The 21,454-nt window shown below is 75.4% G+C and carries 24 protein-coding genes; 10 read left to right on the top strand and 14 right to left on the bottom strand.

Annotated features, from left to right (window positions below):
• Positions 1 to 9: 9 nt before the first annotated feature.
• Positions 10 to 978 (bottom strand): MsnO8 family LLM class oxidoreductase, encoded by a 969-nt coding sequence (locus tag AB0N29_RS19195; RefSeq protein WP_364869335.1) that lies wholly within the window; start codon positions 976 to 978, stop codon positions 10 to 12.
• A 264-nt stretch (positions 979 to 1,242) separates the two neighbouring features.
• Between AB0N29_RS19195 and AB0N29_RS19190 the strand changes: the two genes are divergently transcribed.
• Together AB0N29_RS19190 and AB0N29_RS19185 are read left to right on the top strand one after the other, a co-directional pair.
• Positions 1,243 to 1,503 (top strand): hypothetical protein, encoded by a 261-nt coding sequence (locus tag AB0N29_RS19190; RefSeq protein WP_302267084.1) that lies wholly within the window; start codon positions 1,243 to 1,245, stop codon positions 1,501 to 1,503.
• 226 nt (positions 1,504 to 1,729) lie between these two features.
• Positions 1,730 to 3,667 carry a CocE/NonD family hydrolase gene (locus tag AB0N29_RS19185; protein WP_364869331.1) on the top strand — a complete coding sequence of 646 codons (1,938 nt, stop codon included), beginning with the start codon at positions 1,730 to 1,732 and terminating at the stop codon, positions 3,665 to 3,667.
• 16 nt (positions 3,668 to 3,683) lie between these two features.
• On the opposite strand, the gene AB0N29_RS19180 is transcribed toward AB0N29_RS19185, so the two are convergent.
• Positions 3,684 to 4,388, bottom strand: a complete 705-nt coding sequence (locus AB0N29_RS19180) for a SprT-like domain-containing protein (RefSeq protein ID WP_364869328.1) — start codon at positions 4,386 to 4,388, stop codon at positions 3,684 to 3,686.
• Between the two features lie 61 nt (positions 4,389 to 4,449).
• Between AB0N29_RS19180 and cobT the strand changes: the two genes are divergently transcribed.
• Positions 4,450 to 5,478, top strand: coding sequence for a nicotinate-nucleotide--dimethylbenzimidazole phosphoribosyltransferase (gene cobT / locus AB0N29_RS19175; protein ID WP_302267090.1), 1,029 nt, complete (start codon positions 4,450 to 4,452; stop codon positions 5,476 to 5,478).
• On the top strand, positions 5,475 to 6,245 hold the full coding sequence (locus tag AB0N29_RS19170) for an adenosylcobinamide-GDP ribazoletransferase (RefSeq protein WP_364869323.1): 771 nt from the start codon (positions 5,475 to 5,477) through the stop codon (positions 6,243 to 6,245). Before cobT ends, AB0N29_RS19170 begins: the two co-directional genes overlap by 4 nt.
• A 44-nt stretch (positions 6,246 to 6,289) precedes the next feature.
• On the opposite strand, the gene cobU is transcribed toward AB0N29_RS19170, so the two are convergent.
• The gene (gene cobU, locus AB0N29_RS19165; RefSeq protein WP_364869320.1) at positions 6,290 to 6,841 is read right to left on the bottom strand and encodes a bifunctional adenosylcobinamide kinase/adenosylcobinamide-phosphate guanylyltransferase; all 552 of its coding nucleotides are present in this window, start codon (positions 6,839 to 6,841) and stop codon (positions 6,290 to 6,292) included.
• A gap of 77 nt (positions 6,842 to 6,918) precedes the next feature.
• Here cobU and AB0N29_RS19160 point away from each other — a divergent pair, with 77 nt between their 5' ends.
• The 4 genes from AB0N29_RS19160 to AB0N29_RS19145 are packed head-to-tail and all read left to right on the top strand — an operon-like array spanning position 6,919 to position 10,878.
• Positions 6,919 to 8,070 carry an acyl-CoA dehydrogenase family protein gene (locus tag AB0N29_RS19160; RefSeq protein ID WP_364869317.1) on the top strand — a complete coding sequence of 384 codons (1,152 nt, stop codon included), beginning with the start codon at positions 6,919 to 6,921 and terminating at the stop codon, positions 8,068 to 8,070.
• Positions 8,067 to 9,149 carry an enoyl-CoA hydratase/isomerase family protein gene (locus AB0N29_RS19155; RefSeq protein ID WP_364869314.1) on the top strand — a complete coding sequence of 361 codons (1,083 nt, stop codon included), beginning with the start codon at positions 8,067 to 8,069 and terminating at the stop codon, positions 9,147 to 9,149. The genes AB0N29_RS19160 and AB0N29_RS19155 overlap by 4 nt, the downstream gene beginning before the upstream one ends.
• Positions 9,146 to 10,051, top strand: coding sequence for a 3-hydroxyisobutyrate dehydrogenase (gene mmsB, locus AB0N29_RS19150; RefSeq protein WP_364869311.1), 906 nt, complete (start codon positions 9,146 to 9,148; stop codon positions 10,049 to 10,051). Before AB0N29_RS19155 ends, mmsB begins: the two co-directional genes overlap by 4 nt.
• A 50-nt stretch (positions 10,052 to 10,101) precedes the next feature.
• Complete coding sequence (locus AB0N29_RS19145) at positions 10,102 to 10,878, top strand: enoyl-CoA hydratase (RefSeq protein ID WP_302267099.1); 777 nt, start codon at positions 10,102 to 10,104, stop codon at positions 10,876 to 10,878.
• Here AB0N29_RS19145 and AB0N29_RS19140 read toward each other — a convergent pair.
• From AB0N29_RS19140 to AB0N29_RS19125, 4 genes are read right to left on the bottom strand one after another with little or no spacing between them, the layout of a single operon-like run.
• Complete coding sequence (locus tag AB0N29_RS19140; RefSeq protein ID WP_364869307.1) at positions 10,865 to 11,566, bottom strand: alpha/beta hydrolase; 702 nt, start codon at positions 11,564 to 11,566, stop codon at positions 10,865 to 10,867. The genes AB0N29_RS19145 and AB0N29_RS19140 overlap by 14 nt on opposite strands.
• Complete coding sequence (locus tag AB0N29_RS19135) at positions 11,550 to 12,062, bottom strand: MarR family transcriptional regulator (RefSeq protein WP_302267101.1); 513 nt, start codon at positions 12,060 to 12,062, stop codon at positions 11,550 to 11,552. The genes AB0N29_RS19140 and AB0N29_RS19135 overlap by 17 nt, the downstream gene beginning before the upstream one ends.
• A gap of 11 nt (positions 12,063 to 12,073) precedes the next feature.
• Complete coding sequence (locus tag AB0N29_RS19130) at positions 12,074 to 12,850, bottom strand: SDR family oxidoreductase (RefSeq protein ID WP_364869303.1); 777 nt, start codon at positions 12,848 to 12,850, stop codon at positions 12,074 to 12,076.
• Between the two features lie 48 nt (positions 12,851 to 12,898).
• On the bottom strand, positions 12,899 to 13,654 hold the full coding sequence (locus tag AB0N29_RS19125) for an IclR family transcriptional regulator (RefSeq protein WP_302267103.1): 756 nt from the start codon (positions 13,652 to 13,654) through the stop codon (positions 12,899 to 12,901).
• Between the two features lie 339 nt (positions 13,655 to 13,993).
• On the opposite strand from AB0N29_RS19125, the gene AB0N29_RS19120 reads away from it, so the two are divergent.
• Positions 13,994 to 14,803: a sigma-70 family RNA polymerase sigma factor gene (locus AB0N29_RS19120; RefSeq protein ID WP_302267104.1), complete on the top strand. Its 810-nt coding sequence runs from the start codon at positions 13,994 to 13,996 to the stop codon at positions 14,801 to 14,803.
• Between the two features lie 97 nt (positions 14,804 to 14,900).
• On the opposite strand, the gene AB0N29_RS19115 is transcribed toward AB0N29_RS19120, so the two are convergent.
• Together AB0N29_RS19115 and AB0N29_RS19110 are read right to left on the bottom strand one after the other, a co-directional pair.
• Entirely contained in the window at positions 14,901 to 15,203 is a 303-nt protein-coding gene (locus AB0N29_RS19115; protein ID WP_302267105.1) for an STAS domain-containing protein, read from the bottom strand.
• Positions 15,204 to 15,524: 321 nt separating this feature from the next.
• On the bottom strand, positions 15,525 to 15,989 hold the full coding sequence (locus tag AB0N29_RS19110) for a hypothetical protein (protein WP_302267106.1): 465 nt from the start codon (positions 15,987 to 15,989) through the stop codon (positions 15,525 to 15,527).
• Between the two features lie 109 nt (positions 15,990 to 16,098).
• Here AB0N29_RS19110 and AB0N29_RS19105 point away from each other — a divergent pair, with 109 nt between their 5' ends.
• A complete protein-coding gene (locus AB0N29_RS19105) occupies positions 16,099 to 16,827 on the top strand; it encodes a response regulator transcription factor (RefSeq protein ID WP_302267107.1) in 729 nt (242 codons plus the stop codon).
• A gap of 2 nt (positions 16,828 to 16,829) precedes the next feature.
• Here AB0N29_RS19105 and AB0N29_RS19100 read toward each other — a convergent pair whose 3' ends face one another.
• The 5 genes from AB0N29_RS19100 to AB0N29_RS19080 form a co-directional block, all read right to left on the bottom strand.
• Positions 16,830 to 17,198: an Hpt domain-containing protein gene (locus tag AB0N29_RS19100; RefSeq protein WP_302267108.1), complete on the bottom strand. Its 369-nt coding sequence runs from the start codon at positions 17,196 to 17,198 to the stop codon at positions 16,830 to 16,832.
• Between the two features lie 5 nt (positions 17,199 to 17,203).
• Positions 17,204 to 17,920, bottom strand: a complete 717-nt coding sequence (locus AB0N29_RS19095) for a signal peptidase I (protein WP_364869295.1) — start codon at positions 17,918 to 17,920, stop codon at positions 17,204 to 17,206.
• Between the two features lie 328 nt (positions 17,921 to 18,248).
• Positions 18,249 to 19,730: a PepSY domain-containing protein gene (locus AB0N29_RS19090; RefSeq protein ID WP_364869292.1), complete on the bottom strand. Its 1,482-nt coding sequence runs from the start codon at positions 19,728 to 19,730 to the stop codon at positions 18,249 to 18,251.
• Positions 19,731 to 19,829: 99 nt separating this feature from the next.
• Positions 19,830 to 20,540, bottom strand: a complete 711-nt coding sequence (locus tag AB0N29_RS19085) for a hypothetical protein (protein ID WP_364869290.1) — start codon at positions 20,538 to 20,540, stop codon at positions 19,830 to 19,832.
• A gap of 97 nt (positions 20,541 to 20,637) precedes the next feature.
• On the bottom strand, positions 20,638 to 21,447 hold the full coding sequence (locus tag AB0N29_RS19080) for an isocitrate lyase/phosphoenolpyruvate mutase family protein (protein ID WP_364869287.1): 810 nt from the start codon (positions 21,445 to 21,447) through the stop codon (positions 20,638 to 20,640).
• Positions 21,448 to 21,454: the final 7 nt, after the last annotated feature.

Here is a 21,454-nt window from a genome sequence, read left to right as displayed (position 1 = left end):
CTGCGGTGGTCAGCCGACCAGCGCGGGGAGCGCGGCGTCCGAGGCCGCCAGCGCGTCGCGGTCGTACGTCGAGCCGGTGACGAGCAGCTCGTCGGCGGCCGTGCGCTCCACGAGCCGCTCGAGCCGCCGTCGTACCGTGCCCGCGCTGCCGGCGGTCACGGCCGCCAGGCCCTTCTCCACCCGCCCGGCGTCCTGGGCGTCCCAGTCCTGCCCACGGATGTCGGCGACCGGCTCCAGCGGGCCGAAGACGCCGGTCCGGCGCGACCGCGCCATCGCCCACACCTCCGGCAGGGCCAGCTCGCGCGCCTCGGCGTCGGTGTCGGCGACCAGCACGTCCAGCGACACCGTGACCTGGGGATCGCCGCCCCCGTGCGGCCGGAACCCCCGGCGGTACGCCGCGAGCCGCTCCCCCACGTCCGGCTCGTCCAGCACCGGTCCGCCGACGACTACCGGCAGGCCCAGCCCGGCGGCGACCTCGAGCCCCCGCCCGGTGGCCAGCACCGACAGCGGGACCGCGCCGACCCCGGCCGGACGAGCAGTGACCGGGCCGGCGTCCTCGAGGTAGGCGCGCAGCTCGGCGACGTCCTCGGCGAAGGTGTCCGGCTCCTCGGAGCCGCGCCGCAGCGCGCGCCGCACCGGCGCGGTGAACCCGACCGACCGGCCGACGCCCAGGTCGACCCGGTCCGGGTGCAGCGCGGCGAGCATCCGGAACTGCTCGGCCACGACGTACGGTTGGTGGTTGGGCAGCATCACCCCGCCCGAGCCGATCCGGATCGTCGTCGTCCGCCCGCCGACCGCGGCCAGCAGCACCGCCGGCGCACCGGAGGCGACGCCGGGCACGCCGTGGTGCTCGGCGACCCAGAACCGGTGGTAGCCCAGCCGCTCGACCGCGACGGCCCGCTCGACGGTGTGGGCCAGGGCCTCGCCCTCCGGGCGGCCGGCGCGCGTCCGGGAGCGGTCGAGCAGGGACAACCTCATGCCGTCCCCAACGGTGCGGTGCCGTCGAGGCTTCCCGCCGCGCGCGCCGGCCGGTTCAGTCCGGCGGCTCGCCGGACCCGGGCACCTCGGCGTTCCGGTCGTCGAGGAGCCCGGTGCCCAGCCGGTCGTCGCCGTCGGCCGCGACCTTCGCCTCCAGCTGCTCTCACCCACTCGGGGGTGGGTCCGGGAGGGCGGCCGCGGGCACCTCCAGAGCGGCGCTGAGCACCCGGCGTCGCAGACCGCTCCACCCGGAGGTGTCCACCCATGGGGCGTACCACCACACCCTGGCGTACCACCGCACCCATCCCGCTCGCCGGTGTCGACGAGCACTGTGCCGTCCACCAGTTCATCCGCGTCCACGGGCGGCGTCCGACGGCGGAGGAGCTCGCCCGCTGCCAGCGGACCGCACCGCCGCTGCCGGTCGCCACGGGCGCGGCTGGTCCCCCGGTCCCCGCCGCCGGGCCGGCCGCCGCCGTCACCGGCCGCGTGCGGCGCGACATCGCGCGCCTCATCGCGCGCATCTGAGCCTCTCCCCTCGACGCCCCGCCGGGGTCTGGCCGGTACCGGACGAGGTACCTGCACCCCACGGGCCCCTCCGAGGTGCACCTGGGACGCGCTCGAGGCCCACCAGCTGAGACCACGGCTGGTGGGCCGTCCCCACGTCCGGACCTCCGCGGGACCCAGCGGGTAACCGACCCCCGGCTCGGCCGTTGAGCCGGTGACCGTCGCCACCGAGCCCCGAGGACCCGACGTGAAGCACCCGGCCCGCAGCCGCACCAGCACCCGTTCCCGGGCAGCCGCCCTCTTCGCCACCGGCGTGCTCGGCGCGGTCGGCGCCGCCGCACCGGTCCTCCCCGGCACCCCCGCCTCGGTGGCAGCCCCGGCACCCGGGGCGGCGCACGCGGATCGCGCGGCCACGGTGCCGGACGGGTGGCGGGCCCGCACGGCGACGTACCCCGGCACCGTCGCGCGCAGCGACCTCGCCATCGCGATGTCCGACGGCACGGTCCTGCGCGGGGACCTGGAGCTGCCGGCCGGCGCCGACGGCCGGGCCGCGGCCGGCCGGTTCCCGGTCCTGGTGACGATCACGGCGTACAACAAGTCCGTCGCCGGGTCCTCGCTCGGGGAGGACGAGCCGGGCTACCTGGTCCGGCGCGGCTACGCCTCGCTCACCGTCGACGCCCGCGGCACCGGCAGCTCGGAGGGCACCTGGGACGCCTTCGGCGAGCGCGAGCAGCTCGACGGCAAGGAGGTCGTCGAGTGGGCCTCCTCCCGGGCACGTCCCTGGAGCAACGGCAAGGTGGGCATGCGCGGCCCGTCGTACATGGGCATCAACCAGCTCTTCACTGCAGCGCTGCACCCGAAGGGCCTCCGGGCGATCTTCCCCCAGGTGCCGGCGGGTGACGTCTACCGCGACGTCGTCGCCTCCGGCGGCCAGGTGGACGTCGGCTTCATCCCGCTGTGGCTGGGCCTGGTCACGACGACCGGTGTCGTCCCGCCCGCGGTGACCGCGACGGACCCGGCCTCCGGGATCGGGGCCCTGCTGTCCCACGTGCACGGCGCCGCGACGTTCACCGCCCCGCTGCTGCTCGACGCCGTGCTCGGCGGCGACGCGGCGCACGACGGGCCGTTCTACCGGACCCGCTCACCGCTGGAGGTGGTCGACGAGGTGGACGTGCCGACGTTCCTCGTCGGCGGGCAGCAGGACCTCTTCCAGCGCGGGACGCCGCTGCTGTTCGAGGCGCTCCAGGAGCGCGGCGTGCCGACCCGGCTCGTCGTCGGACCGTGGAACCACCTCGAGGGCTCGGCCGGCACGGGCCTGGAGGAGGCCGGCCACGGCACCCTCTCCCAGCTGCAGCTGCGCTGGTTCGACCGCTGGCTGCGCGGGGCGACGGGCACCCGCCTGGGCCGGATCGCACCGGTCACCGTCCACGAGAACGGCTCGGGCACGTGGCGCACCCAGCGGGAGTGGATCAGCCGCGACGCCCGGGCGCGCAGCTACCGGCTGTCGGGGAGCGCGACGACCGGGCTCCGCCCCGGCAGCCTGACGACGGGTACGGCCCGGGACGGCACGGCGGTCGTGCCGCCCGTGCCGGTCTCCGGGCTGTGCACCCGATCGGCGAGCCAGTGGACCGCGGGCATCCCCGGCCTGCTGGCCGGGGACCTGCCGTGCTTCACCGACAACGCGCTCAACGACACCACCGGCATCGTCTACGAGACCGCACCGGTCACCAGGCCGGTCCGCTTCGCCGGACCGCTCAACGCACGCCTCCACGCCTCGAGCCCCACCGGTGGCGGCATGCTGGCGGTCTCGGTCTCCGACGTCTCGCCCTCCGGGCGGGTCACCCGCCTCACCGGCGGCTGGCAGCTCCTCGCCCAGCGGCAGCTCGACCGGCGACGGACCCGCTACCTCGACGGGGAGGTGCTCCAGCCCTACCACCCCTTCACCCGCGGGTCCCGGTCCCCGGCGCCGGGCAGGGTCGTGCCGGTCGACGTCGAGGTCTTCCCGACCGCGGCGAAGATCCGGAAGGGCCACCGGCTGCGCATCGCGGTCCAGGCCTTCGACGTGCCCCACCTGCTGCCCTCGCTGCCGGACCTGCCGGGTGCACTCGCCCCGCTGACCCTGCACACCTCGCGCGCCCACCCCTCCCGGCTCACGATCCCGTGGCTGCCGGCCGGAGCGCGCTGAGCCGCGCCGGAACCGCTCAGCCGTCGACGGGCTCGAGCAGGGCGAACGGCACGGTGAGCACCTGGTCGCGCACGCGCAGGTGGAAGCGGGTGCGCCCGCGCTTGAGCACGGTGCCGACGGTGCCCTCGTAGCGACCGGCCGCCACGATCCGCGCCCGCTGGCCCACGCGCGGCGCCGGACGGACCGAGGCGCCCGCGGGTCCCGCGGCACCGGCCGCGGGCCCCGCGAGGACCCGGCGCAGCGCGGCGTCGTACTCCTCGCCGAGAGGTACGACGGCACCCCGGTGCGTCCACGACAGCAGGTGCTCGGGGCTGAACGTGCGCGAGCACCGGGTGCACGAGGCCGGCCGGGCCGGTCGGCGGTGCCGGGTGACCCGGTGGCCGGCCGGGCAGGTGCCGGCCCAGTCCCCCTCGATGGTGGGGGCGTCCGGGTCCGAGCAGCGCCGGCCCGAGCAGCCGATCCGCAGGGCGGTCGCCTGCCAGACCGCGTCGTGGCCGTGACGCGGGCCGACCAGTGCGTGCGCCACCTCGTGCAGCACCGTGTCGCGCACCTCCGCCTCGTCGTGCAGCCGGGTGAGGGGTCCGCTGAGGCCGATCTGGCGCTGGTGGGGACGGCAGATGCCGGCCCGCCGCTTGGCCCGGTCGAAGACGAGCGTCCAGTCCCGGAGGCCGTGATCGTCCAGCAGCCCGCGCGCCATCCGCGCCGCCTCGTCCAGGTCCACGGCGGCACCCTAGGCCGGTCCACCGACGGACCGCGGCAGCGCCGCGTCGTACGCTCCGCCCGTGTCGATCACTCCTCCGGACCCGACCCTCGAGGCCGCGGCGCGCGAGCGCCTCGCCGGCCTCGCCACCCCGGCCGGCGCCCTCGGCCGGCTCGGCGACCTCGGCGCCCGGCTGAGCGCCGCCCTCGGATCGGTCCCGCCGCCGGAGCTCACCGACGTCCGGCTCGTCGTCTTCGCCGGTGACCACGGTGTCGCCGAGCACGGCGTCTCGGCCTACCCGGCCGCCGTCACCCCCGCCATGGTCCGCTCGCTCGTCGCGGGGACCGCCGGCGTCTCCGCGCTCGCGCGCGCCCACGGCGTGTCCGTCCGCGTGCTCGACATCGCGGTCGACGACGACCTCGACGGCGTGCCCGCGGAGGTCTCCGCCCACCACCTGCGCCGCGCGAGCGGGGCCATCCACCTCGAGGACGCCCTCGCCGCCGACGAGGTGCGCCGCGCGCTGGAGGTCGGCCGCACCGTCGCGGCCGAAGAGCTCGCCGCCGGCGCCCAGGTGCTGATCAGCGGCGACCTGGGCATCGGCAACACCACCCCGGCCGCCGCGCTCGTCGCCGCCGCGCTCGGCCTCCCCGCCGAGGACGTCGTCGGCCGCGGCACCGGCGTCGACGACGCCGGCCTGGCCCGCAAGACCGAGGTCGTCGCCCAGGCGCTGCGCCGCGCCGGCGGCCGCACCGCCGACCCGCTCGAGTCGCTCGCCGCCCTGGCGAGCGCCGACCTCGCCGCGACCACCGGTTTCCTCGTCGCCGCCGCCGAGGCCGGCGTGCCGGTGGTCCTCGACGGCCTGATGTCGGTGGCCTGCGCGCTCACCGCCGAGCGCCTCGCCCCCGGGGCCGCCGCCTGGTTCGTCGCCGGCCACCGCTCGACCGAGCCGGCGCAGTCGCTGGCGCTGGAGAAGCTCGGCCTGGACCCGCTGCTCGACCTCGGCCTCCGGCTCGGGGAGGGCAGCGGCGCCGTCGCCGCCGTCCCGGTGCTGCGCAGCGCGGTCGCGCTGATGCGCGACGTCGCCCTGCTCAGCGACCTGCTCCCCGGGTGACCCGGCCCGTCGACGTGGGCTCCCCCGCCGACGCGTGGCGGCTCGCGGTCGGCACGCTGACCGCCGTGCCGGTCGCGCCCCCGCGCACCGTGGACGCCCGCACCGCGGGTCGCGCGATGCTCCTCGCGCCGCTCGCCGTGCTGCCGCTGGGGCTGCTGGTCGCGGTGGTCGGCCTGGCCGGCCGGGAGGCGGGCCTGGCCCCGCTGGTCACCGCCGTCCTCGCTGTCGCCGGCCTCGCCGCCGGCAGCCGCGCGCTCCACCTCGACGGCCTCTCCGACACCGCGGACGGGCTCACCGCGTCCTACGACCGGCGCCGCTCCCTGGAGGTCATGAAGTCCGGCACGGCCGGTCCCGCCGGCGTCGCCGCCGTCGCCCTCGTGCTGCTGCTGCAGGTCACCGCGCTCACCTCCGTGCTCCGCGAGGACCGGGGGTGGTTGCTCGCCGGCGTGCTCGTGTGCCTCTCCCGCTGCGCACTGGCCCTCGCCTGCACCCGCGGCGTGCCCGGCGCCCGCCCCGACGGCCTCGGCGCGACGTACGTCGGCTCGGTGCGCCCGCTCGCCACGGTCACCCTGTGGCTGGGCGCGGCCCTGCTGGCGGCCGTGTTGGCCGGCGTGCCCGGCCTCGTGGCGGTCGTCGTCGCGGCCGGCGTGGTGGTGCTGCTCCTGCGCCGCACGGTCACCCGCTTCGGCGGCGTCACCGGCGACGTCTTCGGCGCGGCCGTCGAGCTCGCCCTCGCCGCCCTGCTCGTCGTCGCCTCCGCCGGCTGACCCGGCCCACCTGGGCCGGCCCCTCCGCGGCCGCTCAGAGCGGCTCAGAGCGGGTCGGGCAGCCGCAGGACCCGCCCGGCGACGACGAGGTGCACCTCGTCGCAGGCGGCGCCGAGCCGCTGGTTCACCGTGCCCAGCAGGTCGCGGAAGAGCCGGCCGGAGCGGTGCGCGGGGACGACCCCGAGGCCCACCTCGTTCGTCACCAGCACGACCGGGCCCGCGGCGGCACCGAGCGCGGCGAGGACTGGGTCGAGCTCGGCCAGCACCGCGCCGTGCACCTCCTCGGCCGGCGCCTCCCACAGGGCCGCCGCGTCCACGACCGCGGTCAGCCAGGTGCCGACGCAGTCCACCAGCACGGCGCCCGCGGCGGCCGACAGCACGGCGGCGAGGTCCCGGGTCTCGTGGGTGGTCCAGGACGACGGGCGGCGCGAGCGGTGCGCGGCGACCCGGGCCGTCCAGTCCGCGTCGTCCGCCGAGGGGACCGGGCCCGGGGCGACGTACGCCACGGCCGGCTCGTCGGCCAGCAGCCGCTCGGCGTGGGTGGACTTCCCCGAGCGGACGCCGCCGGTCACCAGCACCTTCGTCGACCCGAGCACGGCGGCAGCCTAGCGACCCGATGGTCGGGCGCCCGACCTCTTGCTTGGACATCCAACCAAATGGCAGAGTGCCCGGCATGAGCACCGCAGCGCTGGACCCCGACGAGCGCCGGGCGATCATCGAGGCCGTCCGCGACTTCACCGAGGCCCGGATCGCCCCGAACGCCGTGGCGTGGGACCGCGACCACCACTTCCCCGTCGACGTGCTGGCCGAGGCCGGCGGGCTCGGCCTCGGCGCCATCTACGCCCGCGAGGACGTCGGCGGCTCCGGGCTGGGCCGCAGCGAGGCGGTGCTGATCTTCGAGCAGCTCGCCCGCGGCGACGTCGCGGTGGCGGCGTACATCTCGATCCACAACATGGCCGTCTGGATGATCGACACCTTCGGCACCGACGAGCAGCGCGCCCGTTGGGTGCCGCACCTGGCCGGCATGGAGAACCTCGCGAGCTACTGCCTCACCGAGCCCGACGCGGGCTCCGACGCGGGCAACCTGCGCACCAGCGCCCGCCGCGACGGCGAGGAGTGGGTGCTCAGCGGCACCAAGCAGTTCATCTCCGGCGCCGGCGCCTCGAGCGTGTACGTCGTGATGGCCCGCACCGGCGGCGCCGGCCCGAAGGGCATCAGCGCGTTCATCGTCCCGGCGGGGTCCGAGGGCCTGTCCTTCGGCGCCGAGGAGCAGAAGATGGGCTGGCACGCCCAGCCGACCCGGCAGGTCGTCCTCGACGAGGTCCGCGTCCCCGCCGACAGCCTGCTGGGCGAGGAGGGCCAGGGCTTCGCCATCGCGATGCGGGGGCTCAACGGCGGCCGGCTCAACATCGCCGCCTGCTCCCTCGGCGGCGCCCAGTGGGCCGTGGACCGCGCCGCCGAGCACATCGGCACCCGCCAGGCCTTCGGCGGACCGCTGTCGGACCAGCAGGGCCTGGTCTTCGCGCTCGCCGACGCCCACATCGAGCTGCAGGCCGCGCGCACGATGCTGCACGACGCCGCCGCCCGGCTCGACGCCGGCGAGCCCGACGCGGCCGTGGTCGTCGCCGGCGCGAAGCGCTTCGTCACCGACGCCGGGTTCAAGGCCGCGAACACCGCGCTGCAGCTGCACGGCGGCTACGGCTACCTTGCCGAGTACGGCGTCGAGAAGGTCGTCCGCGACCTCCGTGTGCACCAGATCCTCGAAGGGACCAACGAGATCATGCGAGTCATCGTGGGCCGCGCGCTCACCCGGGGAACGGCATGAGCGACCACCAGCCGGACGCACCGGCCGAGCCCGAGGTCGTCGTCTCCACCACCGGCCACCTGGGCCGGCTGGAGCTCAACCGCCCCCACGCCATCAACGCGCTCAACCACCCGATGGTCGGCCTGCTCCAGCAGGCGCTGGACGCCTGGCGCGACGACGACGCCGTCCGCACGGTGCTGCTCACCGGCCGCGGCGAGCGCGGCCTGTGCGCCGGCGGCGACATCGTCTCGATCTGGAAGGACGCCAGGGCCGGCACCCACGAGTCGGCCCGCTTCTGGTCCGACGAGTACGTCCTCAACCACACGATCGGCCGCTACCCCAAGCCGTACGTCGCGGTGATGGACGGCATCGTCCTCGGCGGCGGCATCGGCGTCTCGGCGCACGCCAGCCACCGCGTCGTCACCGAGCGCTCCTCCCTCGGCATGCCCGAGACCGGCATCGGGTTCGTGCCCGACGTGGGCGGCACCTGGCTGCTCTCCCACGCACCCGGCGAGCTCGGCACGCACCTGGGCCTGACCGCCGGCTCGGTCGGCGCCGGCGACGCCATCGCCCTCGGCCTGGCCGACCACTTCGTCCCCTCCGACCGGATCGATGAGCTGGTCCGCCGGCTCGCCGAGGAGGAGCCGGACGCGGTGCTGGCCGACCTCGCCGAGGAGGCGCCCGAGGCGCCGCTGCTCGCGCAGCGGGACTGGATCGACGAGTGCTACGCCGGCGACGACGCCGCCGCGGTCCTCGCCCGGCTGCGCGAGCACCGTGCCCCCGAGGCCCAGCAGGCCGCCGGGACGCTCGCGAAGCGCTCGCCCTTCGCCGTGACGGCCACCCTGCGCGCGCTGCGCGAGGCCGGCGGGCTCGCCGACCTGGGCCAGGCCCTGGCGATGGAGCTGCGGCTGACCGTGCGGTTCCTCGACGTCCCCGACTTCGTCGAGGGCGTGCGCGCCCAGGTCATCGACAAGGACCGGGACCCGCAGTGGCGGCCCGCGTCGCTCGACGAGGTGGACCCCGCCGCCGTCGCCGCCCTCTTCGAGCCCCTGCCCTCGGGCGAGCTCGAGCTCCCCACCACCTCCGGAGGAACCGCATGAGCACCAGCACCACCGTCGCCTTCATCGGCCTGGGCAACATGGGCGGCCCGATGGCCGCGAACCTGGTGGCCGCCGGCCGCAACGTCACCGGCTTCGACGTCGGCCAGGAGGCCTGCGACCGGGCCCGCGAGGCCGGCGTCGACGTCAAGGGGTCCGCCGAGGAGGCCGTCCACGGTGCCGGCTCGGTCGTGACCATGCTGCCCAACGGCGCCCTCCTCCTCTCGGTGTACGACGAGGTGCTGACCTCCGCGGCACCCGGCACCCTCTTCGTCGACTGCTCGACCGTGGCGGTCTCCGACGCCCGCACCGCGGCCGACCGCGCCGTCGCGGCCGGCCACCGGGCCGCGGACGCACCGGTCTCCGGTGGTGTCGGGGGCGCCGAGGCCGGCACGCTGACCTTCATGCTCGGCTGCGACGACGCCCTCCTCGAGGAGGCCACCGCGCTGCTCGACCCGATGGCCGGCCGCGTCGTCCACTGCGGCGCCTCGGGCGCCGGGCAGGCCGCGAAGATCTGCAACAACATGGTCCTCGGCGCGTCGATGATCGCGATCTCCGAGGCGTTCGTGCTCGGCGAGAAGCTCGGCCTGACCCACCAGGCGTTCTTCGACGTCGCCTCCACCGCGTCGGGCCAGTGCTGGGCGCTGACGACCAACTGCCCGGTGCCCGGACCGGTGCCGACGAGCCCGGCCAACCGGGACTGGAAGCCCGGCTTCGCGGGCGCGCTGATGGCCAAGGACCTCGGCCTGGCGCGCCGCGCGGTCGAGGAGTCCGGCACCGACGCCGCCGTGGGCACGCTCGCCGAGGAGCTCTATCGTCGCTTCGCCGACGAGGGCGGCGCCGGCCTCGACTTCTCCGCCATCGTCAACACCATCCGGGAGCGCTCGGCCACCGCGGCCGGGTGACCCGGACGCGCCACCCGACCCGCACCGCCGACCGATCGCTGAGGAGCCCCATGCCGTCGTACGAGACCATCCAGGTGACCCGCGAGGGCCGCGTCGGGACGATCACCCTCGACCGCCCGAAGGCGCTGAACGCGCTCAACGCCCAGCTGATGACCGAGGTCGTCGCCGCGGCCGAGGAGCTCGACGCCGACCGCGGCATCGGCGCGATCGTCCTCACCGGCTCCGAGCGGGCGTTCGCGGCCGGCGCGGACATCAAGGAGATGGCCGAGCAGTCCTACGCCGACATGGCGCTCGGTGACTGGTTCGCCGACTGGGACCGGTTCGCCTCCCTCCGCACGCCGGTCATCGCAGCCGTCTCCGGCCACGCCCTGGGCGGCGGCTGCGAGCTGGCGATGATGTGCGACATGGTCCTCGCCGCCGAGTCGGCGCGCTTCGGCCAGCCGGAGATCAACCTGGGCGTCTTCCCCGGCATCGGCGGCACCCAGCGGCTGACCCGGGCCGTCGGCAAGGCCGTGGCGATGGACCTCATCCTCACCGGCCGCACGCTGACCGCCCAGGAGGCGCTCGCGGTCGGGCTGGTCTCCCGCGTCGTGCCGACCGAGGAGCTGCTCACGCAGGTCGCCGAGGTCGCCGCGACGATCGCCGAGAAGTCGCTGCCGGTCCTCTACGCCACCAAGGAGGCCGTCAACCGCGCCTTCGAGACCACCCTCGCCGAGGGTGTGAGGTTCGAGCGCCGCACCTTCCACGCGGCGTTCGCGCTCGAGGACCGCACCGAGGGCATGGGCGCCTTCGTGGAGAAGCGGAAGGCCGAGTTCAAGCACCGCTGACGTCGGCCCGCAGGTACGCCGCCACCGCGGCGGCGACCTGCGGCCCGTGCGTCAGCGGCACCATGCGCGCCCCGGCCGGCAACGTCTCGACGCGCGACCCGGCCGGCGCAGCGGCCACGAGCCGCCCGGCCCAGTCCGCCGGGCAGATCCGGTCGTGGCGCCCGCGCAGCACCAGCACCGGGCAGCGGACGTCGACCAGCGTCGCCTCGACGTCGTCGTGCCGGGCCGCGTCCATCGTCCGCTGGATGTGCAGCAGCCCGGTGCGGGAGTAGCTCCACGCCAGGAACGGCACCTGGCCGGGCCGCTCGTGGCGGGCGGTCCGCAGCCAGCGCCCGGCCAGTGCCGGCCAGGTCCGCGCACGCGGGTCGGTGCTCGGACCCACCAGCACGAGGCCGACCACGCGGTCGGCCGCGGCCGCGGCGGCGTGGGCGACGACCTGCGCGCCCGCCGAGTGCCCGAGCAGCACGACCGGCCCGTCCTCCGGCTGCAGCACCGCGGCGAGCCGCAGGCCGCGGGTGGCCGGGTCGAGCGCCTCCCCGCGGCGCGGCCGCACGCCGTACCCCGGCAGCACCTCGGTGCGTGAGCGGTGGCCGGGCAGCGCGGCGAGGGTGGTGTCCCACGCGGTCGGGCGCAGCCCGAGGCCCGGCACGGCGACGAGCGCCGGCCCGGGCTCAGGGCGCGAAGTCACCGCGACCGGCGCGGAACCGGCCGAGGACCTCGACCAGTGCCGCCACGTCCTCCTCGGCCAGCCCGATCGCCTCGAACACCTCGGCGTTGAGCACGGCCGTGGCCTCCTCGACCAGCCGCGCGCCCGAGGCCGTGAGGACCAGCACCGCCGACCGGCCGTCGTCGGGGTTGGCGACCCGCTGGACGTGCCCGTCCTCGGCGAGCCGGGCCGCGAGGCTGGTCAGCGACGTCGGGTGCACCTGGAGCCGCTGGCCGGCCCGTCGCATCGTCATCTGCTGCTCGGAGGCGAACGACAGCAGCCGCAGCAGCTCGAAGCGCGCGAACGTCAGCCCGAAGGGTCGCAGCAGACCGTCGATCTGGGTGAGCAGCAGCTGCTGGGCGCGCATGATCGAGGTGACCGCCGCCATTCCGGGCGCCGCGTCGTCCCACCCGTGGGCCGTCCACTGACGGCGGGCCTCGGCGATCGGGTCGCGGCCGGGCGTCGGTGGGCTGCTCATCGCGGCAGAGCCTAGAACAGGTCGTCGCTGCGCAGGCTCACCTCGGCGCCGCCGTCGACGTACACCACCTGTCCGGTGACGTGGGTGTTGGCCTCCGAGACGAGGAAGCCCAGGACCGACGCGACGGCCTCGGGCGGCGCGTAGCTGTTCAGCGGCATCGGCACCGCGGCGTCCATCACCTCGCGCATCGCCGGGTCGTCGAAGAGCCAGGTGGTCATCGGGGTCAGCACCACGCCGGGCGCGACCACGTTGAGCGCGATGCCGGCGTCGGCCCAGCCGGAGGTCACGCAGGTGCGCCGCGCCCAGGTCGCGAGCGCCCGCTTCGAGGAGGGGTAGACCGAGTAGCCGGCGCCCCGCTCCCCCAGCGCGGTCGCGCGCGCGAGCGCCGCGTCCTCGTCGCCGTCGAGGCAGGCACGCGTGGTCTCCTCGTCGAAGGGCTGGGTGCCGGCGATGGAGCCGACGACCGCCACCCGCGGGGAGTCGGAGGCCGCCAGCACCGGTCGCAGCGCCTGGGCCACCTCGACGGTGCCGAAGTAGTTGATCCGCACCATCAGCGGGCTCGGCTCGGAGACCCCCGCGCAGGTGACCAGCGCGTCGATGCGGTCGCCGGTCAGCTCGCGGACCGCCGCGACGGCGTCCGCGCGGCCGGCGGGCGTGGACAGGTCGGCGACCACCTCGGCGTCGCGCAGGTCGACCCCGACCACCTCCTCGCCGCGGGCGCGCAGCTGCTCGGTGAGGGCGCGGCCGATGCCGGAGGCGCTGCCGGTGACGACGGTACGACGGGGCACGGGGGCCTCCTGGTGAGGTGGGTCGGGACGGTGCGTGGAACTGGGGCGTCAGGTGCCGTCGGCGAGCCGGCGGCCGACCGAGCGGGCGGCGTCGACGACCAGGGGCGCGACGCGGGTCAGCGGGGTGGTGGCGTCACCGACGAGCGAGAGGGCGGCGACCTGGCCGTCGCCGTACCGCACCGGCGCGGCGACGCAGGCGACGTCGCGGGCGTAGGCGCCGCGCTCGAAGGCCAGGCCGTGCCGGCCACGGATCCGGTGGAGCTCGTGGTGGAACCGCGCCAGCGCCTCGGCGTCCAGCGCCGGACCGACGAGGACGTCGACGTCCTCGGAGTCCAGGCAGGCCAGCATGGCGCGGCCCAGGGCGGTGCGGTGCGCCGGCAGGCGGCGCCCGACCCGGGAGGGGACGGTGCTCGCCCGGGGTCCGCCGATCTTGTCGAGGTAGCTGACGTCGGCGTCCTCCAGCACGGCCAGGTGGACCACGAGGCCGGTGCGGACGTGCAGCTCGTGCAGGTGCGGCGCCGCCGCCTCGCGCAGCCCGAGGTGTCCGTCCGTGCGGCGGGCGAGCCCCTGGGCCCGGCGGCCCAGCGCGTAGCCGAACGGCGAGTGGTCGGCCCACTCCAGGCGCACCATCTGCTCGAGGATGCGGTGGGCCGTGGACCGCGGGAGCGCCGTCGCAGCGGCGACCTGCTCGAGCGAGAGCCGCGTGCGCGCGGACCCGAACGCGTCGAGGATGAGCGTCATCCGCTCGACCATCGTCACCGGCGTACCCGTCTCACCGACCTCGTCGGCCGTCAGCAGCGGCACCGGACCTCCTGGGGACTGCCACGCACCCTCGTTGGACGGCCGGACGCTAGCAGCGCGGCGGGGTGGCCGGGCGCGATCTCCCGGTCAGCGGGTCCCGAGGCGTCCGCGACCGCCTCACGACCGTCTCGTGACCGTTCCGTGACCGTTCCGTGACCTCGGCTCCGGCCGTCCTCCGGGCCCTGCCGCGTTTGGGAGGTGGCCCGCCGCGGAACCCTACGGGTGCCACGTGTCGCGGATGTTTCGGCGGGACGAGGACCGGCCCCGATGGTTCACCTCACCCTTTCGGGTCATTTGTCCCTGTCCCGGTTTCACGGGTGTGCCGTCGGGTAGGGACCAGCCATGACGACGAGTGCTGTACCGCTGGGACGCCGACCGAAGGACCTCCGTCGCAAGGCCGAGACCAAGCGCCTCTTCGACGAAGCGGCCACCGCCGTGAGCGAGGCCGAGCGGGAGCGCCTCCACGAGGAGATCGTCCTGCTGAACATCGAGGTCGCCCGCACCCTCGCCTCGCGGTTCCGCAACCGCGGCGTGCCGATCGAGGACCTCGAGCAGGTCGCCCTCCTCACCCTCGTGCGGATCGTGCCGAAGTTCGACGCCAGCAAGGACCGCGACTTCCTCGCGTACGCCGTCCCCTCCATCCGGGGCGACCTCAAGCGCTACTTCCGTGACTTCGGCTGGATGGTGCGTCCGCCCCGTCGCGTCCAGGAGATCCAGTCCGAGGTCGTCGCCGCCCACCAGCGCGCTCGCGAGGCCGGCGAGCCCGCCTCTGCCGAGAAGATCGCCGAGCAGCTCGACCTGAAGCCCTCCGAGGTCCGGGCCGCGCTGATGGCCGACGGCTGCTTCCAGCCGCTCTCGCTCGACGTGCCGGTCTCCCCCGACCACGGTCGCGGCTCCCTGGGCGACACGCTCAGCGACGACGACCCGAGCGGCGAGCGCGCCGCCGAGGCCCGGGCCATGCTCACCCCGCTCATGCGCGAGCTGAGCGAACGCGACCGTCGCATCCTGCACCTCCGCTTCGCCGAGGACTGCACCCAGCAGGAGATCGCCGACCAGCTGGGCGTCACCCAGATGCAGGTCTCGCGCCTCCTGAGCCGGATCCTCGGCACGCTGCGCGAGGGCATCGGCGAGCTGGAGCCCACCGCCGGCTGACCGGCCCCACGGCACGACACGAGGCCCGCCGCTCCCGAGGGGAGCGGCGGGCCTCGTCGTGTCTGGCTGTCGTGCCTGGCTGGAGGAGCTGTCGCCGTCAGGCGGGGACGCGCTCCGCGTGGTCGAACCGACCGGTCGTGCCGGTCAGGTCGATGACGCGGGCCACCGCGGCGCTGAGCGCTGCCACGCTGAAGGAGCCACCGGAGGCGGCCACCTCCTGCTGGCAGGCCAACAGTGCCGAGAGGCCGGTGCAGTCGATGAAGGTCACTCCGTCGAGGTCGAGCACGACAGAGCTGCAGCCGTCCGCCGTGCGGCGCGCGATCGATGCCCGCAAGCCGGACGCCGAGAGGACGTCGAGCTCGCCGGTGACGACGACGCGCAGCTGAGGGGGATCGACCACGGCGTTCACTGAGAAGTACAAGGAACCGACAATCCGGGCCGTGAGGTCCTGGTGGAGGTGCGCCGGAGTCCCCGGCACACCTCGACGCTACGCCGCCTCGGTGTCCACGTCACCATCAGCGGACGAACAATCGGGACAGCCACCCCTGCGGGTGAGGCGCGGCGCGAGCCGCTGTCCAGGCAGGTCAGGGCTGGGCACCCGTGCCCCGGAAACGGCGCGGCAGGGCCAGGACGCGACCTCTGGGGGGCATCGGTCGCGACCTGGCGGCAGGATCCTGGCACAGGCCCGCCCTGCCGTGCGCAACGAGCACCGGCGTGTCCGTCAGAAGGTCGTCGTCGCCGTGCTGAACGGGTTGCAGGTGAACTCCCGCGACCACTCGGTGGTCCACGACCGGAAGCTCGCGGTGACCGTGACGGTGTAGGTCGACGACCTGAAGAGGCGGAACTCCTGGGTGTGCGTGACGCTGCCCTGCTTGTTGCTGAGGGGGGCGGACGTGGCGCCGTTGTCCGAGACCTCGACCTCGTAGGTCGTGCCGCCCAGCTGGCCGGCGTCGCCGACGCCCCTGATGGTCGCCGTACCTCCCGCGGCCAGCCGACCGGCGTTGCTGGTGCACTGGAACGACCCGGTGACCGAGGAGATGGTGGCCATCCGGGCGATCGAGACGCCCGTGCCGGCAGGCGCCTGACGCACGCTGAACACCGCCTGGGCGACCTGCGGGACCAGCAGGAAGCACACCACCGCGAGCACGACGGCCGCGGCGCGGCGCCACGTGTCGGTGCGGTTCATGCGGGCTCCTGCGGGTCTCGGGAGGGACTGATGAGAAGTCTGCCGACACGGCTTCAAGGGGGCCGACCAGAAAACTCAAGAATTCCGCAAGGTCTGGCACACTCGCCCCGTGGACGCAGCGGAGCACGAACGCACGGCACTGGTGGTCGAGGACGACGAGGACATCCGTTCCCTCATCGAGTTCACCCTGCAGACCCAGGGGTTCGTGGTCACCGCGGTCGACTCCGGCCTGGCCGGCGTCGAGGCGGTGCACTCCCTGGACCCGGACCTGATCACGCTGGACCTGGGGCTCCCCGGGATCGACGGCATCGAGACCTGCCGGCGGATCCGCGAGACCAGCGACGCCTACATCGTGATGATCACCGCCCGCGACGACGAGATCGACCGGCTCATCGGCCTGGAGACCGGGGCCGACGACTTCCTGTCCAAGCCGTTCAGCGTCCGTGAGCTCAAGGCGCGGGTCAACGCGCTGTTCCGGCGGCCTCGCCGCGGTCCGGCGCTGTCGGTGGCGCCGACGTCCTCCGAGCCCGAGCACGAGGTCCTCGAGCACGGCGCGCTGCGGGTCGACGTCGACGGCCGGCGCGCGTTCCGCGACGAGGAGGAGCTCGCGCTCACCCGCACCGAGTTCGACCTGCTCACCGAGCTGATGCGCACCCCCGCCCGGGTCTGGACCCGCGAGGCGCTGCTGCGCTCGGTGTGGGGCACCGACTGGGCGACCGACACCCACCTGGTCGAGGTCCACGTCGGCAACCTGCGGCGCAAGCTCGGCGAGAAGCGCGAGGGCCCCAAGTTCGTGCGGACCGTCCGGGGCGTCGGCTACCGGATGGAGTCGCTCTAGCCTCAGCGCGGTCGGTACGACGCGAGGTAGTCGTCGAGGGCCGACTCCGCACGGGTGGCCGCCGACCGCAGGTGCGCGGCCCGGGAGCAGGCTGCGGCCACGTCCCGTCGGCGCACCTCCTGCTCGACCGAGATCGCGAGGCCGGCGAGCTCCCGGGTCCCCATGGTGATCGAGGAGACCTTGAGGCTCAGCACGGCGTCCATCGCGTCGACCAGGTCGCCCTGGGCGAGTGCGGCGACGAGCCGCTCGACGCGGCCCGACAGCATCGCCCGGTAGCGCTGCGCGAACGACAGCGCGAAGCCGTGGTCCTGCACGTCCTCGCCGAGGCGGACGAGGGCGTCGCGGTCGAGCACGCCGTCGGGGCTCAGCATGGCGATCACGCCTCGTCCCCCGCGGTGTCCTCGTCCTGGTCCCCGTCCTCGGCGGGTGACCAGATGAGGGAGAAGCCGAGGAGCAGCGCACCGGCCAGGGCGACCCAGCGGACGCCGTCCTGCACGGCCGGCGACCGGAGGGCGCGGATCGCGGAGCCCAGCTTCGGCACGACCGCCTGCATCTCGTAGACGATGTCGCCCTCGAGGGTGGCGACCCACGGGTCGGCGTTCTCGTTGTTGTCGCCCTTGGTGCGGACCGCGACCGAGCCGTCCTCGCCGTGGATGACCTCGACGACGCGGTGCGTCTCGACGCGGTGGTCCTCGACCGGGATCTGGTAGGTGATGACGTCGCCGACCGCGACGTCGGCCGCCGGCTGCGGCGTGGTGACCACGACGTCGCCGGGCATGATGCCCGGCTCCATGCTGCCGGTCAGCATGGTCGAGGTGCGGTAGCCCAGCAGGTGCGGGCCGACCGCGAGGAAGCAGAACGCCACGGCGCACACGAGCAGCACCAGGCTCGTCACCAGGCTGACCACCCGGCGGCCCCAGCCACGACCGGGACGCTCGCCCCCGGCAGCACCCTGCTCGCCGCCCGGCCGGGCGTCCTGGCCCGGGGCGTCGGCGACACGGCCGGCGAGGGCGCCCTGGCGCAGCGCGGGGCGCTGCGGCTGCTCGGCGCGGTGGCGGCCCACGACGACGGCCTGCGCTGCGACGGTGCTCACGAGCGGGTCTCCTCGGGTGGTCGGGGTGGGTGGCTGGCGGGGTGGGGCCCCGTGCGGCCGGCGGGATCGCCGTCAGCCGCACGGGAGTCGGTCAGCGGAGCTCGCCGGCCCGCTGGGCGGGGGCTCCGTCCGGTGGTGGTCCTCAGGTGGTCCGGCGGGTGGTGCTGCCGGGAACCTGATGACCAGAACTCTGCCGCTCGCAGATCAAGGCTCGAGCCGGTGAATACCGCAGGTTTCCTCAAGCCGCCCGCAAACCCCTCGGACAGCGCCCGGGGCCTCCCCCGCACGAGCGGGAGGGGCCCCGGGCGAGCCACCGGTACGGCGGCACTCAGACGCTGTCGAACCAGCCCGCCAGCGCCGGCACGCGCCGCAGCACCAGCTGGTCGAGCAGGAGCACTGCCAGCAGCGAGATGCCGAAGAACGGCAGCAGCACCCCGAGGGCGACGATCCCGACGACCAGGACGGGTGAGGACCGCAGCGGCATCCGGCCGCGCGGTGCCGCCACGGAGCCGTGCCGCTTCGGCCGGCGACGCCACCACATCAGCGGCCCGGTGACGCAGGAGAAGATCACGCCGAGGCACATCAGCGCCGCCCCCCAGAACGACCAGAGGCCGAGGCTGCGCCCCTCGTGGAGACCGATGCCCTGGGCGACCACCTTCGCGAGCGCCGGGTAGTCGTCGAACCCGTAGGTCGAGACGACCTGGCCGCCGTACCGGTCCACGTGCACCGTCCGCTCGTCGGAGGGCGCGTCGAAGGCGTACCCGATGACGGAGAAGACGCCGTCGTCGGTCGCCGGCAGCGCGACGGTGAAGGGCCGCCGGAGGCCCTCGCGCTCCGCCACGGCGACGGCGGTGTCGACGTTCGCGACGTTGACCTCGCCCTCGCCGTGCTCGCCGCCCCGGGCGCCCCCGGTGTCCTCGGGCACCTCGGAGGTCGGCACGTCGCCCTTCTGCTGGGCCCACGGGATGTCCTGGGCGTGGCTGTGCGGGAGCGACTCGTCGAGCGTGGACAGCGGGCTCGAGGCGGCGCCGTGGTCGGTGCTCCACAGCGACGAGCCCTGGCTGGTGGCCAGCGACTGCACCTGGGCGCCCCAGAACCCGGTCCACGGCAGCCCGGACACGAGGAGGAACAGCAGGCCCAGCCCCACGACCGCGCCGACGACGCCGTGCCTGCCCCGCAGCTTCGCGCCCTTGCGCCCCGACCTCGCCAGCCGCTTCCGGGCGCGGCGCCCGCGGAGGAAGAGGTAGTAGCCGGTGACGGCCATGACGATCGCCCAGCACGCGCCGAGCTCCATCACCGCGTCGCCGACACGCCCCGCCATCAGGTCGGCGTGCAGCCGGACCGCGGTGCCCGACAGCGTGGTGTCGGGGTCCATCGACCCGAGCACCTCCACTGCGAAGGGGTCGACGAAGACGTCGCGGCCCTCGCCGTCGGGCATCGTCACGGAGAAGACGGTGCTGCGGCCCTCCTCCCGTGGCTCGGCCAGGGAGACCACGGTGGCGTCGGGGTAGGCGGAGCGCACCGCGGCGAGCTGGGCGGAGTACGGCTGGGCGGCGGGCTGGGTCGCCGAGGGCTCGGCCTTCATCAGGTCGGGGTGGAGCATCGGCTCGAGCTCGAACCGGAACAGGTAGATCAGGCCGGTCGTGGCCAGCACGAGCAGCACGGGCACCACGACGAACGAGGCGAAGAAGTGCCAGCGCCACACGGCCCGGAAGAGGCCGCTGCCGGATCCCTTCGGGCGGGTCCTGCCCGGTGGCCGCGGCGGGGTGGGTGGGGTCGGAGCGCGCTCGGGCGCGCGGAGGTCGGTCATGGGTCTCTCCTCGAGACGGCGTGCCGCGGCCGCCGTCGGGCGACGGGCACGCACGGGACGACGGACCACCGCAGAGGTGGTCCGCTGGGACGGGCTGGGTCAGGCCGCGAGGAGAGGCGGCCCGCGTCGTACGACGCAGCGCGCGAGGAGGTCGGTCGGCCGGCGGGCGGGTCGGGTGGCCGGCGCGTGGGCGGGAGTGGTGACCACGACGGGCGCGGCCAGGACCAGCGCCAGCGCGAGGAGGAGCGGCCGGAGCACCACGGCCGAGGCGAGCGCGACGAGCGTCCACAGGGCGCGCTCCCCCGCGGCGAGCCAGAGCCCGACGAGGACCGCGGCGACGAGGTGGACGGCCATCATCGGCGCGTGCGCCGACAGGTCGTCCAGCAGGTGGCCGACCGGCAGCGCGGGTGCGACCGCGTGGCTCCCGGACTCGTAGGCCTCCTGGAGGGAGCCCATCCGCCGGCCGTCGACGAGCGGCAGGACGGCGCCCGCCGGCTCCGCGGCGGCCCGGCCGGGCGACGCGGGGGCGTCACCGACGTGGCCGCCGGTGGCCGTGAGGACCCCGTGGACCGCGGCCTGGCCGGCGACGAGCAGGCCGACCACCCGCAGTGTCGAGGCAGGCCGCGAGAGCAGCGCCGCCGAGACGACCGAGCCGACCACCACGACCAGCGCGAGCACTCCCGGGCCGGGCAGCAGCCCGTCGGCCGTGACGTGCCCGGCCGCGCCGAGGAAGACGGCCAGGAGGGTCACCAGGAGCGCGCGTGCCCACAGCACGACGGGATCCATCCGGCCCTCCACGCCCGCGATCATCCCACGCCCCCGAAGGTTGGCGGGCGCGCGTCGACGGTGCCGGTCGCTGGTCGAGCAGGCGAGCCCGGGCGAGCCGCCGTCCCACCGCCCCGCCCGGTCAGTTCAGCCGGCGGGTGTCCTCCGGCGCGGTGCCGCCGCGGTGGACGTCCTCGACCATCTTCTGCAGCGCGGTGAGGGCGACGTTCTGCGAGACCGGGCCGAAGCTGATCCGGGCCACGCCGAGCTCCTGCAGCCGCGCGAGCGGCGGGTGCCCGGGCAGGCCGATGACGGTCAGCCGCTGCGGTCCGAACGCGTCGCAGAGGTGGGCCACCTCCTCCTCGGAGAGGAAGCCCGGCACGAACACCACGGGGGCGCCGGCGTCGAGGAACGCGCGTCCGCGCTCGGTGGCCTCGGCCAGCACCTCGCCCCGGTCGCGGTCCCCCGCCCGGAGGAACACGTCGGTGCGTGCGTTGAGGACGAACTCGACCCCGGCCTGCTCGGCCACCGCCATCACCTGCTCCACCTGGCGGACGGCCTCGGGCAGCGGCTTGAGCTGGTCCTCGAGGTTCGCGCCGACGACGCCGACGTCGATCGCCCGCCGGACCGTGCCGGCCGCGTCGCCGTACCCGCCCTCGAGGTCGGCGGTCACCGGCAGGTCCGTGGCCCGGACGATGCGGCCCACCATGTCGAGCATCTCCTGGACCGGGATGTTCTCCCCGTCCTCGTAGCCCAGGGTGGCGGCGATCGAGTGGCTCGCGGTCGCCAGTGCCCGCGTGCCGGGGACGTCGGCGACGACCCTGGCGCTGATGGCGTCCCAGACGTTGACGACGGTGAGCAGCTCGGGCTCGCGGTGGAGGCGGAGCAGCTCACGCGCCTTGTCGGCGGTGGCGTCGGCGGTGGCGGTGGGGTCGGCGGTGGCGTCGGTCATGGCCCAC

This window comes from Nocardioides sp. NPDC092400, assembly GCF_040684155.1.
GTDB lineage: Bacteria > Actinomycetota > Actinomycetes > Propionibacteriales > Nocardioidaceae > Nocardioides.
The sequence above is the reverse complement of the archived record's forward strand: the minus strand, read 5'-3'. Positions and strand labels throughout refer to the sequence as shown.

Coding starts and splice junctions, on each gene's coding strand:
- AB0N29_RS19195 (WP_364869335.1), bottom strand. CDS start 978: ATGAGGTTGTCCCTGCTCGACCGCTCCCGGACGCGCGCCGGCCGCCCG.
- AB0N29_RS19190 (WP_302267084.1), top strand. CDS start 1,243: ATGGGGCGTACCACCACACCCTGGCGTACCACCGCACCCATCCCGCTC.
- AB0N29_RS19160 (WP_364869317.1), top strand. CDS start 6,919: ATGAGCACCGCAGCGCTGGACCCCGACGAGCGCCGGGCGATCATCGAG.
- AB0N29_RS19155 (WP_364869314.1), top strand. CDS start 8,067: ATGAGCGACCACCAGCCGGACGCACCGGCCGAGCCCGAGGTCGTCGTC.
- mmsB (WP_364869311.1), top strand. CDS start 9,146: ATGAGCACCAGCACCACCGTCGCCTTCATCGGCCTGGGCAACATGGGC.
- AB0N29_RS19145 (WP_302267099.1), top strand. CDS start 10,102: ATGCCGTCGTACGAGACCATCCAGGTGACCCGCGAGGGCCGCGTCGGG.
- AB0N29_RS19135 (WP_302267101.1), bottom strand. CDS start 12,062: ATGAGCAGCCCACCGACGCCCGGCCGCGACCCGATCGCCGAGGCCCGC.
- AB0N29_RS19120 (WP_302267104.1), top strand. CDS start 13,994: ATGACGACGAGTGCTGTACCGCTGGGACGCCGACCGAAGGACCTCCGT.
- AB0N29_RS19110 (WP_302267106.1), bottom strand. CDS start 15,989: ATGAACCGCACCGACACGTGGCGCCGCGCCGCGGCCGTCGTGCTCGCG.
- AB0N29_RS19100 (WP_302267108.1), bottom strand. CDS start 17,198: ATGCTGAGCCCCGACGGCGTGCTCGACCGCGACGCCCTCGTCCGCCTC.
- AB0N29_RS19090 (WP_364869292.1), bottom strand. CDS start 19,730: ATGACCGACCTCCGCGCGCCCGAGCGCGCTCCGACCCCACCCACCCCG.
- AB0N29_RS19085 (WP_364869290.1), bottom strand. CDS start 20,540: ATGATCGCGGGCGTGGAGGGCCGGATGGATCCCGTCGTGCTGTGGGCA.
- AB0N29_RS19080 (WP_364869287.1), bottom strand. CDS start 21,447: ATGACCGACGCCACCGCCGACCCCACCGCCACCGCCGACGCCACCGCC.